This is a genomic window from Telluria mixta (assembly GCF_029223865.1).
Classification (GTDB): domain Bacteria; phylum Pseudomonadota; class Gammaproteobacteria; order Burkholderiales; family Burkholderiaceae_D; genus Telluria; species Telluria mixta.
In genome coordinates, this window is the sequence record NZ_CP119520.1 from 5,261,015 (window position 1) to 5,277,859 (window position 16,845).

Genomic DNA, 16,845 nt, shown 5'->3' on the forward strand with positions numbered 1-16,845 from the left:
CGCGATCACTCGAAGTCGTAGCTGACGCGCAGGTTCCACGAGCGGCCGACCGGATTCGAGACGCTGCTCAGGTAGCCGCTGCTGTAGATCGTGTTGTTGGTGATCGGCGGCGCCTTGTCGAACAGGTTCGTGACGCCGGCCGTGATGCGCACCTGTTTCTGCACGCGGATCGAGCCGGTCAGGTTCCAGGTCGAGAACGACGGGATGTCGCGGTAGTACTGCGACGTGACGGCCGTGTTGGCGTCGCGGTATTTGCTGTTGAAGTTGTTCGTCAGCTGGGCCGCGTAGTCGCCGCTCTGCCACGACAGGCGCAGGTTGTGCTTCCATTTGAACGTGATGATCGGGAAGCTGGACGTGGTGCCGTTGCTGGCCCAGCCGAACTGCCCGACGTTGGACATCCACGGACCGCCCGGCACGAGCTGGTTGTCGAAGCGCGTCAGGTACGTACCGTCGATCGCGGCGCCGAACGTGCCGTAGCTGTTGCGCGCGATTTCCCAGTTGGCCGACACGTCGACGCCGCCGGCGATCTGGCCGCCCAGGTTCATCGTCGTGTTGTTGATGTAGGCGAGCGAGCCGTCGGCGTTACGCACGAACAGGTTCTTGTAGTCGGCGTAGTTCGTGAAGTAGACGTTCTCCGGCAGGTTGGCCAGCATGTCCTTCATGTTGACCTGCCAGTAGTCGAGCGACGCCGTGAAGTTGCGGGCCGGTTCGAAGACGACACCCAGCGTGCCGCCCTTCGAGCGTTCCGGCTGCAGCGTGTTGTTCGAGCCGGTCAGCTTGTTCAGCTTCGCGTTGCAGACGTCGGCCGCGTTGGCGCCGGCGACGGCCGTGCCGCTGCCGGGGATCGCCGGCGTCGGGCCCGGGCACAGGACCGGATCGTCCCAGCGGCCGGCCGTTGTCGTGTTGGCGACGGTCGTGCGGTAGCCGTAGCGGTCGAACAGGGTCGGCGCGCGGAAGCCCGTGTTGAACGAACCGCGGAACATGACGCTCTTCACCGGCTGCCAGCGGAAGCTGATCTTCGGCGTGACGGTCGACCCGACGTCGCTGTACTTGTCGACGCGCAGGGCGGCATTCAGGTCCAGGGTCTTGGTGACGGGCGCGTCGATCTCGGTGTAGATGCCGGCCACGTTGCGCGCGCTTTCGCCGTGCGCGGGCACGCTCTTGGCATACGTGATGTCGGCGGCCTGCGCCAGCTTCGTGTCTTCGTTGGTGTCGCGGTGCAGGTCGGCGCCCAGCGCGAACGCGAGGTCGCCGCCGGGCAGGGCCATCAGCGAGCGGCTGACCGTGCCGTCGAAGCCGTAGTACGCGCTCTTCGAGCTGCGGTTCTGCATGCCGTCGGCGGCGATGGATTCGAGGTAGTCGCGGCCGGCCTGGTCCTGCAGGCCGAACGGATTCAGGGTGCCGTTCGCCAGGCCGTCCAGCAGGCCCGTACCCGAGAAGTAGCCGGATTTATAGTAGCCCTTGCGCAGCGACAGGCCGTAGGTCATGCCGGCCTTGTAGTCCCAGTTGCCCAGGTGGCCGTCGGCGGACAGCAGCAGGCGCTGGTTGATCTGGTTGTCGCGCGTGACGGCCGGGCCGAAGTCGGCCACCGCCCACGAGACGGTCAGCGGCTGGTTCGTGATGCCGGCGACGGCGGGCACGCCGCCGCTCTTGCCCGGGTACCACTTGCTGGTCGACGGCAGGATCGCGGCGCGGGAGCCCACGGCCAGTGCCTGGGTCGGATTCTTGTAGCCGAAGATGGATTCGTCGCCGCGCGTGTATTCCACGGTGACGGTGTTGTCGGCGTCGATCTTCTTCGTCGCCTTGGCATACATCGTCAGCTGCTTGTTCGGGTGCAGCGCGGTGCCATAGTTGGCGTCGTTCAGGATGCAGGTGTTCTTCCCGCCCTGGATCGAATACGGATTCAGGCAGCCGCTCGCGTAGTACGGATTCGCCGCGCTCTTGTTGGCGGAGCTCGTGAAGTTGGCGGGCGTGGCGTAGCCGCCGCTGGCGGTGGTCCTGGGCAGGCCGATGGCGGCCATCGCAGCGTCGTCCGGGACGAAGCCGGTGCGGTCCGACAGCGCGAGGCGGCTGCGCTGGTGGAAGTCGATGGTGCCGTAGACGTTCCAGCCGTCGCGTTCCAGGTTGCCCTTGCCGAACGTGGCCTGGATGCGCTGCTCGTCGCCGCCGCCGTGGCGCTGCGGCTGCACGAGCTGCACGGTGACGTTGCCGCCCTCGACTTCGCGCTTGGTGATGAAGTTGACGACGCCGCCGATCGCGTCCGACCCATAGATCGACGACGCGCCGTCGCGCAGGATCTCGACGCGTTGCAGCGCGCTGATCGGGATGACGTCGAGGTTGGCGTAGCCGTCGGCGATGGCTTCGTTGGCGAGGCGGCGGCCGTTCAGCAGCACGAGGGTGCGGTTCACGCCCAGGCCGCGCAGGTTGATGTTGGTGCCCGAGCCGGCATTCGACGGCTGCAGCGACGCCGACTGCGGCAGCGCCATCATCACGTCGGCCAGCGTGGTCATGCCCTGCTTGACGAGTTCCTCGGCCTTGATGGTCGTGACGGGCAGGGCTTCCTCGGCGGCCAGGCGCTTGATGCTGGAGCCGGTGACTTCCACGCGCTGGACCGGTGCGTCGGTCTGCTGGGCCTGCGCCTGCTGGGCGAGGGAGAGGACCGCGAGCGCGATCGAGGACATGACGAAATGGCGGGGCGGGGTGCTGCGGGGGTATTTCATGAAGCTGTCTCCTGTTTTTATGTCGATGACGTGTCGGCGTCCACGGGGGATGGGCGCCGATGATTGCTTCTTACAAAACCAGCCTGGCAAGGTCGAACCCGCACGTCCAGCGTGGGGCTCTTTGATGGAATCATTCTAGATTGGTCTGACCACAAGATCAATGTGGCCAGACCAGATTATGATGAGGATGTGCTGAGAAAGCAACACATATGATGACTGATCTCAGTTTGCGCCGGCTTTCAGCGCGATGCGTACCGGGTGCGCGGCGCGTTGGGCTTCGGCGGCGACGTACGCCTGCCACGCCGCTTTGGACGTGATGCGTCCGGCGCGGTCCCACGCGGCGCCGACCCAGTAGCGCAGCGGCTTGCCCGATTCCACGCGGGCCAGTACGAGGTCGTTGAGCGCGTCCTCGGCAAAGCCGGTGGACGCGGGCAGCACGACGGCGGTGCCGAACGCACCGTTCGACGCCTGCTCGACCCACTGCAGCAGCGCATGGTTCTTCTCATCCTTCACGAGCGCGATGCGCGGCTCCTGTTTCTTGTCCGACGGCGTCTTGTTCAGGCCCACGGCCACCGTCAGCGCGGCAGGTCCGGAGAAGGTGAACGTGCTGTCGATCCGGTCCAGCTGGCGGCCCGCGTCGACCGTGAAGCGCTTGGTTTCCGTGACCTGGGTGCCGGCTGCATTCCAAGCGGCGTACGACAATTCGAACACGGCGCGGATCGGCCCATTGGCCAGCACCTTCCAGCCGGCCCAGTTGCTGCTGGTGTAAAGGCGTCCGCCGTCCCACACGCCCGTTCCGCCGGCGCCGCGCGAGCGGCCGACGTTGTACATGTCCATGCCTTCGCCCTCGTCCTTGTGGTAGTGGTCGTGGCCCTTGTTGTACCAGCGGTCGACGATCGGGTAATCCACGCGCTTGAACCAGATATCGAGGCCGCTCGTCTCCAGCACTTCCTTGCCGCTGCCCGGCGGCGCCGGCGCGGCGAGGGCGGGGCCGTACGTGCGGTGGCCGATCACGTCGTTCTCCCACGCGAAGTCGTCCAGGCGCTCCGGCACGTAGCGCGCGAACGCCTTCGGTGCAAACGGCGGCGTGAGCGCGTCGCTCTTTTCGACGACGAACGTCGCCGTCTTTTCGCCGGGTTTGAAGTCGTGCTGGAACAGCAGTTCGCCGTACGCGGCACCGACGCCTTGCGGGTCCTTGGCCAGCGGCGCCACATTCGTCACCTGATAGGGCAGTACGCGGCCGGCGCCATCCTTCACGACGAGGTGCTGGATCAGCGCGCCGGGCAGCGCGGCGTTCACGTCCTGCCACGGGATGACGATCGTCTCGGACGGACGCGCCGCGTCGAGGTCGTGGGTCACGGTGACCGTCAGACGGTCTGCTGCGCCGGCGCTCGCGCACAGCACGAGGCCTGCGGCGCAAAACAGGGTTTTCGCTTGCATGGTCGGGGCTTTCATTGGTGCCGGATCAGGGATGTTCGCGGTAGCTGGTCTGCCCGCCGCCCTTCGGCACGTAGTGATACGTGCGGACGCGGAACTGGATGTCGACCGCCGGGTTGTTCAGCAGCCGGATCATCTCGGCGCCAGCCAGCAGCATCGGACCATACCCGTGCATCGCCGTCGTGCTGGTGGGCCGGTTGTAGTAATAGACCTGGTCGCTCGCGAACGTCGTCTGCACGCACGTGCCTTCCACGCGGCCCTGGGCATCGATGCGCGCGGACAGCGCGTTCCAGCCGGCCTGCGCGATCGAGCCGTACGTCGTCGCACTGATCCAGCCTTCGTTGACGGCGTGCGCGAGCACGTAGACGAACATGGCGCTGGCCGACGTCTCGAGGTAGGAATCGTCGCGGTCGACCATCTGGTGCCACAGTCCCGCGCCGGACTGCCGCTCGGCGATGCCGCGCAGCGTTTTTTTCAGCTGCGCCATCACCTTTGGATAGCCCGGGTGGTCCTTCGGCAGCACGTCGAGGACGTCCGACATGGCCAGCACGGCCCAGCCGTTCGCGCGCGCCCAGTAGAAGCGCGGCGCGTCCGGGTTGGTCGCGTTCCAGCCGTGCGTGTACAGGTTGCGCTGCGGATCGAACATGTAGTCCGTCATCTGCAGGATGTTCTTCACGGCGTCGTCGAAGTACGCGCGGGAGCCCGTCATGCGGCCCAGTTCCGCCAGCGCGGGGATCCCCATGTACATATCGTCGGCCCACAGCGACACGGCCTGCGGGCGCTGGCGCGCGAGGGTGCCGTCCGGCAGGCGGAACTGGCGCTTCGCCACCCAGTCGCCGCACACCTTGATCTGCGCGGAGAGATCGGGGCCGATGCCGGCCTGGCGCGCGCGCATCATCGCGGCGCACATCGAGCCGGCGTCGTCGAGCGCGCGCGGGTCGAGGAAGTGGGCGAAGCTGTTGCTGCGCTCGAGGTGGAAGCGCTGTTCCTGCTCGCGGAAATACGGCAGGCGGTCGGCGAAGAACTGCAGGTGGCGCTGCGTGAGGGCGGTATAGCTCTTGTCGCCGGTGGCGGCAGTGGCTTTCAGCAGGCCGGCGTGCACCACGCCCATTTCATAGGCCTGCAGGCCGAAGTCGGCGTCGCCCTTGTCGACGACGGCGTCCGCGACCGGCGTGCGGAAATCCGTGACGGGCGCGCCGCTGCCCTTGTGCACGACGCGCGTCGGCGTCTGGCTGTCGACGTAGCCGCGGATGCGCTGCAGCGACGCCGCGATCTCGGCGGCGACCGGCTTCTTGTACGGCACCGGATACGTGCCTTCGGCCGTGTCGTCCGGGTTCTTGTTGTCGGGGTTGCGATAGGGGCCCTCTGCATGCGCAGGGGCGGCAAGGCACGCGAAAGCGGCCAGGATGGCGAGCAATCTGGTTGGCGGCACCGTGTAGTCTCCGGTCGTTTTTATATGATGGACGACTCATTGAATGGTCTGTCCTTTATTTGGCCAGACCATTCTAGGTTGGTCTGGCCACTTTTGCAAGGTGGACTAGCCGGGATGTGTTTTTCGGTGGCATACTCGAATTCCGACGAGGAGACGGAGGCGGGGATGCGCAGGGCGATATGTTGGATGGGTGTGGGTTTTCTGCTGGCCGCATGCGCGGCGCAGCCTGCGCAAGCGCCGGCGCCCGAGAGCTACACGGCCGAGACGACGTACGCGAAGCTGGTCCCGAAGTACCCGTTCATCCGCATCGCGAGCCGCACCGTGCCGCGGACCGTGCGCGCCGTGGCGGACGTGACCTACGTGCGTCGTGGCGCCCATGACCTGAAGCTGGACTTGTACCTGCCCGTGGCGGGCACCACGGCGCCCCGCCCGGCCATCGTGTTCGTGCACGGCGGCGGCTGGCGTACGGGCGTGCGCGCGAACTTCGCGCCGATGGCGATCCGCATGGCCGAACGGGGCTATGTGGCCGCCACCATCAGCTATCGGTTGTCGCCGGAAGCACCGTATCCGGCGGCGATCCACGACGCGAAGGCCGCCGTGCGCTGGGTGCGGGCGCATGCGGGCGAGTACGGCATTGATCCGGGCCGCATCGCCATCGCGGGCGGCTCGGCCGGCGGCCAGATCGCGGCGCTGACGGGCGTGACGAACGGCGAGCCACACTTCGATCCGGACGGCGGGCCTGTGTCGAGCGACGTGCAGGCGATCGTGAACATCGACGGCCTGTCGGATTTCACGTCGGAGGAAGCGCGCAAGTACGAGGACGATCCGGCCAAACAGCCGTCATCCGCCGGCGCCTGGTTCGGCGGCCGTTATGCGGAGAAGGCGGCGCTGTGGCGCGACGCGTCGCCGCTGTATCACGTCAAGACAACCACGCCGCCGATCCTGTTCATCGTCAGTGCGCAGCGGCGTTTCAGCCTGGGGCGGGAAGAGATGGCCGAGAAGCTGCGGAGGCTGGGCGTGCCGAACCGGGTCGTGCCCGTGCCCGACACGCCCCACAGTTTTTGGCTGTTCGATCCGTGGCTGGCGCCGACGGTGGAGGCGACGGACGGTTTTTTGCGTGAGTATCTCCGTCCGCGGCTGTGAGCCCCGAAAATGACAAGCCTGCCCAGCGGGCTTCGGTTGCACGGATCATTTCCCTGGATCGGGAATAATGCGGGCCGATTTCCGCCAGTCGTGACCGTTCGTGACTTTTTTCGCGTCCGTCAGCTGCTATGCTGAGCTGCACGGCCTACAACATCCAAATCCAGACGTATCCATATAACCTCAGGTGCCAAATTGCGAAACATCAGCCGTTCCATCGTCCTCGCCATCCTCATACCAGGCCTGAACGCATCCGCTGCCGATGCAACGAAAGAACTGTCGTGGTCCTCAGTCCATTTGGAAGGTGCCCACCTTCAATTAGTCAGTCCGAAGGACAAGGACCGTTCTTCGGATCTGTATTTCGGCAAAGGCGGTAACCTGGCAATCACCAGCTGCTTCAAAGACACCTGTACTGGTCCGTTGACGGTTTGGAAAATCGAAAATAATCGTCTCAAGACGGGCTATGCGCCAAGTGAAGGTGATGCGCTAATCAAAGTAACTGGCAACAAGCTCACTCTTCGGGATGCGGCCGGAAAGATCGTTGTGTATGAAATCAAGAGCAGGGACTGATTATGTGCCATTGCAGAAGCGGCCGAGATCGGTCACGAGCGGACATTCAGGCGTGGGCAGATCGACCATAAGGGACCACAACACCGATTGTTAAGCTAGCCGGGCAGCATGCCCATCATATATGCGCTTATTACTACCATTCATCGCTGCAGTGGCGGTTCAACCGGTGGTCTTCTTTGTACGTATTGCTCCGGACTATTTTGCTTCTTCGACCCCAATGTATGGGCTGGGGCTAGTTTTGGCTTCGGTGGTCGTAGTCGCTGCAGCGGCTGTTCTTCTGCTAGGAATTCCTACGTTTTTACTGCTCCGGAAATTCGCTTATCTTAACTGGACTTCGCTATCAATTGCCGGCATCCTCTTGGGTATGCTACCCGCGGCGCTGTCTTGGCCACGTACGCTTGAGGGATATTCGTCCGGTCAAAATTGGCACGGAAGGTACGTAGACATGTATGTTAATGGAGTGCCGACATCGTATGCTTGGCTTACCTATGCCGAGAGCGTTTTGCTGTTTGGCGTGCACGGTCTAGTCGGTGCACTAGTCTTCTATGGCGTATGGCGGCGTGGAGTACATGCGGCAGAAGTGCCGCAAAAGTAACAGAACAACCGCACGTTGAATGGCGCACGGTGAAGGTCCGCAATGGATCGGTGCCGGCCGGTGGTTACACTCCGTGACTTTTCCTCGACGGCAACCTGCTATGCTGAACCGAACGGCCGGGTTCGGCCAAGAGCGGACGTTAGGGCTGATGAAATTGGTCGTATCTAACCCAAGGTTATGACATGACTCTTTACTTCCGACGTGCACCGATCTGGGTCGTACTCAACTTGATCGGTATGGCAACGTATCTGCGGTTAGGCTCAGATGTTTGGACAATTCCGGATGATGAAGGACTACCAGGCGGACCGGGGGATGCGTTTTATTGGTTTTTTCTGATGCTCCCCGTGCTGCTGGCCTACCTGGTCTTTAACTTGATTTCGCTATCCGAGATCATTAAACGAGTACGGCAAACAGGGCGATTGAATTCGTTGTACATTTGGCTCGTCATAGCCGTACTTTGGATCGTAACGTTCCGGTACGACAACCTGCGCTCTTTCCGCGTCATCTGTCCAGATACAGGATGCTAGGTCGCATTTTCCCTTAACTTGAAGATTGCAGTATGTCTGCAATGGGTCGATCGCGGACGTACACCACCTTAGTCCTGGCCCTAAGATTGCGACCGTGTTCGCAAACGGACTGACGCCATGGCCCGAAAAATTCTGCCGGAAGACCTTCGGCGCATTTTTGCACCTCGTCTACCGGCTCATCGCCGATCTTCGCAAGGCGGGCGGCCGCGTATCGACGATCTCGCAACCTCGACCGGCATCCTGTTCGTCTGTCGAGGGCACGTCGAAAGGTTTTGCCAGGCGCCCTCCATGTCATCCCGCCGCGAACGGATTCTCCAGGTTCTCAGCCGGCTGCGTGAACCATTTCGGTCCGTTCGCCGTCATGTAGAAATGGTCTTCCAAACGGACGCCGAATTCGCCCGGCACGCAGATCATCGGCTCGTTCGAGAAGCACATGCCCGGTTCCAGCGCCCGGGTTTCGCCGCCGACGAGGTAGGGGCCTTCGTGGATGTCGAGACCGATGCCGTGGCCCGTGCGGTGCGGCAGGCCGGGCAGCTTGTAGCCGGGGCCGAAGCCGTTTGCCTCGAGCGAGCGGCGCGCGGCCTTGTCCACCTCTTCGCACGGCACGCCCGGTTGCGCCGCGTCGAATGCCGCCCGCTGCGCCGCCTTTTCCGCGTTCCACACGAAGCGCTGGCGCTCGGACGGTTCGCCGAACACGTACGTGCGCGTGATGTCGGAGATGTAGTTGTGGACCTTGCAGCCCGTGTCGATCAGCACCGTGTCGCCCTTCTTCAGCGTCTGCACATAGCTGACGCCGTGCGGGTAGGCGGTCGCTTCGCCGAACAGTACGATGCAGAAGTACGAGCCGCTTGCGCCGACCTTGCGGTGCGCGAGGTGGATGAATTCCTCGACTTCCTTCGTCGTGATGCCTTCGTGGAGGATAGCCGCCGCCGCCACGTGCACGGCCATGGTCATGTCCATCGCGCGCTGGATCAGGGCGATTTCCGCATCCGACTTGCGGCTGCGGCAGTGCGACGTCACCGGATGGGCATTCCGCAAGATGTAGCCATCGGTAGCGGCGCGGATCGCGTCGAACAGGAACAGCGGCGTGCTGTCGTCGATGGCGAGCACGCTGCCGGCCGCGATGCCGCGTTCTTCCAGCACGGCGCGCAGCCGCGCGGCGGGTTGTTCGTGTTCGTCCCAGACGGCGATGTCGCCCTCCACGACCATGAAGTCGCGGATCGTGCTTTCCTCGAACGCTGGCGCGATGTACACCAGGTCGCCGTCGGCCGGCAGGATGGCGCCCACCATGCGTTCGCTGGGGCTCCACTTCGTGCCCGTGAAATACGTCAGGTTGCTGCCGGCGTTGAGGTAGACGGCGGCGATGCCCTGCGCCGCCATGAATTCCTGCGCGCGTGCGATGCGCGCCCGGTGCTCGGCCAGCGTGATGGGCACGGCGCCCGGGGTCATGTCGGTCAACGCATCGAGTGCGGCCTGTTTGTCGGTGCCACCCATGTTCATGCTTCTCCTTGTTTTGCAAAGTCTGACAGCGCCCGCGCGGTCGCGGGCATGATCGGTATCCGGGCATCCTCGTGGGACCACCCGAACAGGAAGGCGCACGCCGCGCCGCAGGTCTTGCCCTGGCAGGGGCCCATGCCGACGCGCGTCGCCAGTTTCGCTTCGCGCCAGTCGCGGTGCGGCAGCAGGCGCGCCCTCGTCACGTCCTCGCAGCGGCACACGATCGTCTCCGGGCCGCACATTGCGCGCAGCGACGCGCCCGGCGCGAAGGTGCGGGCCAGCAGCGCCGCGAATGCGTGCGACGCGCGCCGCAGCGGCAGGTCGCGCCCCGACGGGGGCAGGCCCAGCGCGTCGAGCGCAGCGATGCGCCCCTCGGCGACCGCCTTGTCGACGCCGCCGATGCCGGTGCATTCTCCGGCGGCCCAGATGTCCGCGCGGCTCGTCCGCTGTCCGTCGTCGACGTGAATGGCGCCGTCGACGATCTCGCAGCCGAGCGCCCGCGCGAGGTCCGTGTTCGGCACGAGGCCGAAGCCTGCCGCGAGAAAGTCGCAGGCATAGTCGATGTCCCTGTCGCCGGTCCGGACGACGACCCCGCGCAGCACATCCTCGCCCTGCGCCTCGACGAGCCGCGCGCCCGTCACGTACGGAATGCCGCGCAACTCGGCGAACAGCGACGCCGCCTGCAGGAATTTCCTCCCGTGCCGCGACAGCAGCCCGAAGCCGAACGCCGACAGGCGCGACCACGGCTGGTGTTCGACGATGGCCGCGACGTGCGCGCCCGCGCGCAGCGCCGTCGACGCCGTCGCCAGCAGCAGCGGGCCCGTGCCGGCGATGACGACGCGGCGCCCGCACACCGGCATGCCGCCCTTGATCAGCGCCTGCAGCCCGCCTGCACCCGTGACGCCGGGCAGCGTCCAGCCGGGGAACGGCAGCGACAGCTCGCGGCTGCCCGAACAGAGGACCAGCCGCTCGAACGGGACGGGGACGCCACGCCCGCCCGTTTCCACGAGCAGCGTGCGGGAGCCTCCGCAGCCGATGACCTGGGCATCCTGCATGACGGTGCAGTCCGGGTGGCCGCGGAGCAGGTTCCAGGCGTCGCGTGCGCGGGCATCGGTCCAGCGCGCCGGCCCGCCGCGCCAGATCTGGCCGCCCGGGGCATGATTATCGTCGATCAGGCAGATCCTTGCGCCGGCATCGAGGGCCGTCCGCGCCGCGGACAGTCCGGCCGGGCCGCTGCCGACGATGTGTACGAGGGTCTTCACCAGTCGCCTCCCGTGGCGATGGTCATGCCGTCCGCGCAGATCGTCCCGCACGCCAGCTGGTTGGCGCAGCCGTCGACGGTCACGCGGCATTCCTGGCACTGGCCGATGCCGCAGAAGGCGAACCGGCGCTGGCCCGTGACGGAGCGCCGCGTACACAGCGAATTGGCGGCGACGAGCGCGGCAACGACGGTGACGCCGCGCGGGACGTCGACGGCGACGCCGTCGACCACTACGCGGCTCGAGAGATCAGGCGGGGACATGGGCGAACCTCGACGGTGAATAGGGGATGGCGGCGATGGAAGCGGGGCGGTCCAGCATCAGGTCCGCCAGCAGTTGCGCGGTGCCGAATGCCGTCGTGACCCCGAGGCCCTCGTGGCCCGCGGCGACCCACACGTGCGGCAATGCCGGGTGACGTCCGATGACGGGACGCCCGTCGTACGTGGCAGGGCGCATGCCGGTCCAGCTGCGGATGATCTTCATGTCGGCCAGGCAGGGCAGCAGCGCAATGGCGGAGCGCAGCACCTGGGCGAGCACGCGCGGGTCGACGTCGGCATGCCGGATGCCGTCCTGGCGGCACGACCCGATCAGCCATTGTCCCGTGATGCGCGGCTGGACGTTCGCGGCGACGGCGAGGGCGTCGCTCCCCGCTGCCGTCTGCCCATACCCCATGCTCACGACCTGGTGCGACAGGCGGCGCGGGGTGCGGGCCGTGATGGCGAGATGGCCCTTGCGCGGGAAGACGGGAATGTCGGGCAGCAGCCGCGTCACGGCCGTCCCCGCGGCGGCGACGACGTCGCCCGCGGCGATGCGTTCACCGGAGGCGAGCGTGATCGCACCATCGTCGATGCGGGCGACGGCGGTGCCGAACCGCGTCTGCCCGCCCAGCGCGACGAGCGTGTCGGCCAGGTCGCGCGCGACGGCGGGCGGGTACACGACGCCGTCGCGCACGACGCGCACGGCGCCCGCGAGGCCGGCACGCAGTGCGGGTTCCATGCGCGCAAGCGCGTCGCCGGACAGTTCGACGGCATCCCAACCGCGCCGGCCCAGCCGTTGGGCGCGCACGCGCGCATGGGCCATCTGCGCATCGTCCTCGGCGACCCACAGCGTGCCGCAGCGGACGTGTTCCGCGAGGTCCGTCCGGGTGGACAGGTACGCGTCCCAGCGCGCCAGCGACAGCAGGCACAGGTCGAGTTCGTCGTCCGTCTCGTCGAGCGCGACGAGGTGGCCCATGCCGGCCGCCGTCACGCCGCCGCCGGGGACGCCCCCGTCGACGAGCAGCACGTCGCGCCCGAGCGCCTGCAGTTCCGCCGCGCAGGCGGCACCGACGATGCCGGCGCCGACGACGATCACGTCCGGATGCTTCACGCCAGCACGGGCAGAATGGGCAACTGCGGGCGGTTGGCGATGGCGGCGCGGATCGTCTGCTCCACCGCTTCGCGGCGCGCGCCGGCGAGCGGCAGGCGCGGTGCGCGCACGCGTTCGTTCGAACCGATGGCGATGGCTTCCGCGAGCTTGATGTTCTGGACGAGGTAGGTCGAGACGTCCAGGTCCAGCAGCGGGCGGAACCAGCGGTAGATGCGCAGCGCTTCGTCATGGCGCCTGGTCTGCACGAGGCGCCAGATCGCCACCGTCTCTTCCGGGAAGGCGAGGCCCACGCCGGCCACCCAGCCCTGCGCGCCGACCATGAGCGCTTCGAATGCGAGGTTGTCGACGCCGGTCAGCAGGTCGAAGCGGTCGCCGAAACGGTTGATGATGTCGGTGCTGCGGCGGATGTCGTCCGACGATTCCTTGACGGCGACGAAGCGCGCGTCGTCCGCCAGCTCTTCCATGATCTCGACGGTCACGTCGACGCGGTAAGCCAGGCGGTTCGAATAGATCATGATCGGCAGGTCGCCCGCCTGCGCGATGGCGCGCAGGGTCGCCACCGTCTCGCGCGGGTCCGTGTGGTAGATCGTGCTCGGGACTACCATCAGGCCGTCCGCGCCCGCCCTGGCCGCCTTTTGCGCCAGCGCGCACGCATCCTTCGTGGCCGCTTCGGCGACGGTCAGCAGCGCGGGCTTGTTGCCGGCCGCTTCCTTGCACAGCTTGAGGACGGCAATCCTCTCGTCGTGCGACAGCATCGGGCCCTCGCCGAGCGAGCCGCAGGCGATAAGGCCATCCACGCCGGCGTCCATCTGGATGCCGAAGCAGCGCAGCATTTCGTCATGGTCGAGCGAGCCGTCCTCGTTGAACTTGGTGGTGACGGCGGGAAGAACACCTTTCCACATGGGTTTGTCTCCTTTTGAAAGTATCCATGCTAGGCCTGTTTGCCGCCGGGGTCTTGCGTGAAGGTGGCGTCGGGCAGGCCGAAATCGGCACAATGCCCGGCCGCCGTTTGCCATGCGGGTCCAACGCGCCTATATTGGCGTCCTGGAGGACATCATGATCGACCACACCACCATCCAGGCCATCGACACCATCGGCATGCAGGCCGTCGAGGCGATCTTCGACGCGCTCGGCGACGTCGCATTCTTCGTCAAGGACCGGGACGGCCGCTATCTGAGCATCAACCGTACGATGGTGCGGCGTTGCGGAGTTCGGCACAAGACGGATGTGCTCGGCAAGACGGCGCTGGAACTGTTCCCGCGCGCGCTGGCGGAGACGTATCTCGCGCAGGACCGGCAGGTCATCGCCAGCGGCACGGCGATCGACAAACAGCTCGAACTGCACATCTACCCCGGCCGCAGCCGCGGATGGTGCATCACGAAGAAGATTCCGCTGTTCGGCAAGGATGGCGCCGTGGTCGGCCTGATCGGCACGTCGCAGGACCTGGGCCTGCTCGACGACCTGCACCCGGCGTACCGGCAAATCGCCCGGATCGCGCAGCACATCAGCGAGAACTACCGGGACAACATCTCGCTCAAGGCGCTGGCGGAAGAAGCGGGGTTGTCGCTGTCGCGCGTGGAGCGGCTGTTCCAGAAAGTGTTCCAGCACTCGCCGCGGCAGTTGCTCGTGCAATGCCGGCTGACGGCCGCGCGCACCCTGATCGAGCAGAATCCCGGCGCGAAGATCGCGGAGATCGCGTACGAATGCGGCTACACGGACCACAGCGCGTTCAGCCGGCAATTCAAGTCGTACGTGGGCATGAGCCCGAGCGCTTATGGGCTTCAGATGGGTTGCAGATGAAAAAATCCTAAGCCGGGATGCCCCATGCGAACGGATCGCTGTCGTCGAACAGCAGGGTCGATTCGGCGCTGACCCAGGCCGTGCCGCGGATCGTCGGCGCGACGGCGTCGCCATCGCGGCGCCAGCTGCCTTCGAACACGCTGCCGATGATGCTCTCCTGGCGCCACACGGCGCCTTCCGCCAGTTTGCCGTCCGCCGCCAGGCAGGCCAGCTTCGCGCTGGTGCCCGTGCCGCAGGGCGAGCGGTCGTATGCCTTGCCGGGGCAGAGCACGAAGTTGCGGCTGTCCGCCGTCTGCGACGGGGCGAACAGTTCGACGTGGTCGATGGGCGCGCCGCCATCGCCGCTGATGCCCTGTGCGGCCAGCGCGGCCATGACGGCCTGCGCGAACGCCGTCAGCGCCGGGATGTTCGCGGGGGCGACGTCGAACGCATGCCGCTCGACGAGGAAGAACCAGTTGCCGCCCCAGGCCACGTCGCCCCGCACGGTGCCGTAACCCGGCACGTCGACGCCGATATCCTTGCGCGCCCGGTACGACGGGACGTTCTCGATGCTGACGGCACCGTCCGCGTGCAGTTCGGCCGTCACGACGCCGACGGGCGTATCGATGCAGTGCCGTCCCGCCCCGATGCGTCCGAGGTGGGCCAGCGACACGACGAGGCCGATCGTGCCGTGCCCGCACATGCCCAGGTACCCGACGTTATTGAAAAAGATGACGCCCGCCACGCAGTCCGGCGCATGGGGTTCGCACAGCAGCGCGCCGACGAGGACGTCCGAGCCGCGCGGTTCGCACACGGTGCCCGTGCGGATGTGGTCGTGCCCGTCGCGCATGCGCGCGAGGCGCCCGGACAGGGGGCCGTTGCCCAGGCCGGGGCCGCCGTCCACGATGAGCCGCGTGGGTTCGCCGCCGGTGTGGGAGTCGATGATCGAGATTGTTTTCATGTCTTCAAGGCTAAACGCGGGCTGCCGGCCGGTCTTGTTGTTTTTCCGCATATTGATGAGGGAAAGCGGCACACATTCGGAACGGGGTCGAGGTGTTGTGACAATTGGCGAGAATTTAATGGAAATTTCCCAATATCATCAAACGCTACCACGCAAATAGACGTGGAAAATCAATGTGTTACGGGTAAATAAATAGGGAATTCACAAAAATGCATCCCATCTCATCCGGCCCCGCTGCCAACCATGCCAACAACGCCGACAGGCTGTTCCTCGCCGTCCTGTGGGCGCTCTTCGCCACGTCGCTGGCGCTGGCGCTCGTGTACGACTCCCTGACGCTGGCGTTCGCCGCCGGCCTGCCGCTCGCCCTCGTGCCGAGCGCGCTGATCCTGGCCGCGCCCGGGCGGCTGGCCACGCGGCTGTCCGTGGCCGTCGCGCTGATGCTGTTCTGCGCGCTGAACATCCACCAGGCGCACGGCATGACGGAACTGCATTTCGGGATCTTCGTGCTGCTCGCCTTCCTGGTCTGCTACCAGGACTGGCGCGTGATCATCGCCGCCGCCGCGACGGCCGCCGTCCACCACCTCACGTTCAACTACCTGCAGGCGTGGGGCTATCCGACGATGTGCTTCACGCACCCCGGCATCGGCATCGTGCTGCTGCACGCCCTGTACGTCGTCGTCGAGGCGGCCGTGCTGTCATACCTTGCGGTCCGGCTGCAGCGCGAGACGACGGCCGTCGCCGCGAGCGCGGGCACGCTGCACGACACGCTGCGGGCGATGCGCAGCAGCGCGGACCAGGTGGCGCGCGACATGGACCTGATCACGCGGACGTCAAGCGCCGTGGCGGCGGGCAGCGCCGACCTGTCCGCGCGGGCCGCGGCGCAGGCCACGCGGCTGGAGCAGGCGGCCGTCGCGGTGGACCACCTGACGGCCACCGTCAAGCGCAACGTCGATCACGCGGCGCTGGCCGACGAACTGGTGGCGTCGGCATCGGCGCTGGCCGTGAAGGGTGGCGACGTGGTCGCGGATGTCGTGCAGACGATGGAATCGATCCGTTCCAGTTCGCGCGAAGTGCAGGACATCGTCAACGTCATCGACGGCATCGCCTTCCAGACCAACATCCTCGCGCTCAACGCGGCCGTCGAAGCGGCGCGCGCGGGGGAGCAGGGGCGCGGCTTCGCCGTCGTGGCGGGCGAAGTCCGCAGCCTCGCCCAGCGCAGCGCGCAGGCGGCGAAGGAAGTCCGGCAGCTGATCGGCGACTCCGTCGTGCGCGTGGACGCGGGCGGCCGGCTCGTGGACGAGGCGGGGCAGGCGATGCACCAGATCGTCGGCTCGGTCCAGCGCGTGGCCGACATCATGACCGCGATCTCGGGCGCGAGCCAGGAACAGCGCGACGGCATCGAGCAGGTGCGCGATTCGATCCGCGAGATCGAACTGACGACGCGGCAGACGGCCGAGCTGGTCGAGCAGAGCGCCGATGCGGCGGAGACGATGTGCGCGCACGCGTCGTCGGTGGCGCAGGCGGTCGGCACGCTGCGGCAGGCGGAAGTGTCCGCGTAGT

The 16,845-nt window shown here is 66.4% G+C and carries 13 protein-coding genes; 4 read left to right on the top strand and 9 right to left on the bottom strand.

Going from position 1 to position 16,845, the window contains the following annotated elements; all coding sequences use genetic code 11:
* Positions 1–5: 5 nt before the first annotated feature.
* The 3 genes from P0M04_RS23320 to P0M04_RS23330 all read right to left on the bottom strand — a co-directional run bounded on the left by P0M04_RS23320 (position 6) and on the right by P0M04_RS23330 (position 5,589).
* Entirely contained in the window at positions 6–2,720 is a 2,715-nt protein-coding gene (locus P0M04_RS23320; RefSeq protein WP_259449399.1) for a TonB-dependent receptor, read from the bottom strand.
* A gap of 222 nt (positions 2,721–2,942) precedes the next feature.
* Positions 2,943–4,160, bottom strand: a complete 1,218-nt coding sequence (locus tag P0M04_RS23325; protein ID WP_259449398.1) for a BT3233 family polysaccharide utilization protein — start codon at positions 4,158–4,160, stop codon at positions 2,943–2,945.
* Positions 4,161–4,185: 25 nt separating this feature from the next.
* The gene (locus tag P0M04_RS23330; protein WP_259449397.1) at positions 4,186–5,589 is read right to left on the bottom strand and encodes a glycoside hydrolase family 88/105 protein; all 1,404 of its coding nucleotides are present in this window, start codon (positions 5,587–5,589) and stop codon (positions 4,186–4,188) included.
* 186 nt (positions 5,590–5,775) lie between these two features.
* On the opposite strand from P0M04_RS23330, the gene P0M04_RS23335 reads away from it, so the two are divergent.
* Both P0M04_RS23335 and P0M04_RS23340 read left to right on the top strand, forming a co-directional pair.
* On the top strand, positions 5,776–6,732 hold the full coding sequence (locus tag P0M04_RS23335) for an alpha/beta hydrolase (RefSeq protein ID WP_259449396.1): 957 nt from the start codon (positions 5,776–5,778) through the stop codon (positions 6,730–6,732).
* A gap of 192 nt (positions 6,733–6,924) precedes the next feature.
* On the top strand, positions 6,925–7,299 hold the full coding sequence (locus tag P0M04_RS23340) for a hypothetical protein (RefSeq protein ID WP_259449395.1): 375 nt from the start codon (positions 6,925–6,927) through the stop codon (positions 7,297–7,299).
* A gap of 1,413 nt (positions 7,300–8,712) precedes the next feature.
* On the opposite strand, the gene P0M04_RS23345 is transcribed toward P0M04_RS23340, so the two are convergent.
* From P0M04_RS23345 to P0M04_RS23365, 5 genes are read right to left on the bottom strand one after another with little or no spacing between them, the layout of a single operon-like run.
* On the bottom strand, positions 8,713–9,921 hold the full coding sequence (locus P0M04_RS23345; protein WP_259449394.1) for a M24 family metallopeptidase: 1,209 nt from the start codon (positions 9,919–9,921) through the stop codon (positions 8,713–8,715).
* On the bottom strand, positions 9,918–11,180 hold the full coding sequence (locus tag P0M04_RS23350; RefSeq protein ID WP_259449393.1) for an FAD-dependent oxidoreductase: 1,263 nt from the start codon (positions 11,178–11,180) through the stop codon (positions 9,918–9,920). The genes P0M04_RS23345 and P0M04_RS23350 overlap by 4 nt, the downstream gene beginning before the upstream one ends.
* A complete protein-coding gene (locus P0M04_RS23355; protein ID WP_259449392.1) occupies positions 11,177–11,440 on the bottom strand; it encodes a 2Fe-2S iron-sulfur cluster-binding protein in 264 nt (87 codons plus the stop codon). Before P0M04_RS23355 ends, P0M04_RS23350 begins: the two co-directional genes overlap by 4 nt.
* A complete protein-coding gene (locus P0M04_RS23360; RefSeq protein WP_259449391.1) occupies positions 11,427–12,545 on the bottom strand; it encodes an NAD(P)/FAD-dependent oxidoreductase in 1,119 nt (372 codons plus the stop codon). Before P0M04_RS23360 ends, P0M04_RS23355 begins: the two co-directional genes overlap by 14 nt.
* Complete coding sequence (locus P0M04_RS23365) at positions 12,542–13,447, bottom strand: dihydrodipicolinate synthase family protein (protein WP_259449390.1); 906 nt, start codon at positions 13,445–13,447, stop codon at positions 12,542–12,544. Before P0M04_RS23365 ends, P0M04_RS23360 begins: the two co-directional genes overlap by 4 nt.
* Before the next feature lie 154 nt (positions 13,448–13,601).
* Here P0M04_RS23365 and P0M04_RS23370 point away from each other — a divergent pair, with 154 nt between their 5' ends.
* A complete protein-coding gene (locus P0M04_RS23370) occupies positions 13,602–14,345 on the top strand; it encodes an AraC family transcriptional regulator (protein ID WP_259449389.1) in 744 nt (247 codons plus the stop codon).
* A 7-nt stretch (positions 14,346–14,352) separates the two neighbouring features.
* Here P0M04_RS23370 and P0M04_RS23375 read toward each other — a convergent pair whose 3' ends face one another.
* Positions 14,353–15,285, bottom strand: a complete 933-nt coding sequence (locus P0M04_RS23375; RefSeq protein WP_281042080.1) for a 4-hydroxyproline epimerase — start codon at positions 15,283–15,285, stop codon at positions 14,353–14,355.
* 209 nt (positions 15,286–15,494) lie between these two features.
* Between P0M04_RS23375 and P0M04_RS23380 the strand changes: the two genes are divergently transcribed.
* Positions 15,495–16,844, top strand: coding sequence for a methyl-accepting chemotaxis protein (locus tag P0M04_RS23380; RefSeq protein ID WP_281042081.1), 1,350 nt, complete (start codon positions 15,495–15,497; stop codon positions 16,842–16,844).
* Position 16,845 lies beyond the last annotated feature (1 nt).

Coding starts and splice junctions, on each gene's coding strand:
- P0M04_RS23355 (WP_259449392.1), bottom strand. CDS start 11,440: ATGTCCCCGCCTGATCTCTCGAGCCGCGTAGTGGTCGACGGCGTCGCC.
- P0M04_RS23320 (WP_259449399.1), bottom strand. CDS start 2,720: ATGAAATACCCCCGCAGCACCCCGCCCCGCCATTTCGTCATGTCCTCG.
- P0M04_RS23370 (WP_259449389.1), top strand. CDS start 13,602: ATGATCGACCACACCACCATCCAGGCCATCGACACCATCGGCATGCAG.
- P0M04_RS23375 (WP_281042080.1), bottom strand. CDS start 15,285: ATGAAAACAATCTCGATCATCGACTCCCACACCGGCGGCGAACCCACG.
- P0M04_RS23380 (WP_281042081.1), top strand. CDS start 15,495: ATGCATCCCATCTCATCCGGCCCCGCTGCCAACCATGCCAACAACGCC.
- P0M04_RS23345 (WP_259449394.1), bottom strand. CDS start 9,921: ATGAACATGGGTGGCACCGACAAACAGGCCGCACTCGATGCGTTGACC.
- P0M04_RS23325 (WP_259449398.1), bottom strand. CDS start 4,160: ATGCAAGCGAAAACCCTGTTTTGCGCCGCAGGCCTCGTGCTGTGCGCG.
- P0M04_RS23365 (WP_259449390.1), bottom strand. CDS start 13,447: ATGTGGAAAGGTGTTCTTCCCGCCGTCACCACCAAGTTCAACGAGGAC.
- P0M04_RS23335 (WP_259449396.1), top strand. CDS start 5,776: ATGGGTGTGGGTTTTCTGCTGGCCGCATGCGCGGCGCAGCCTGCGCAA.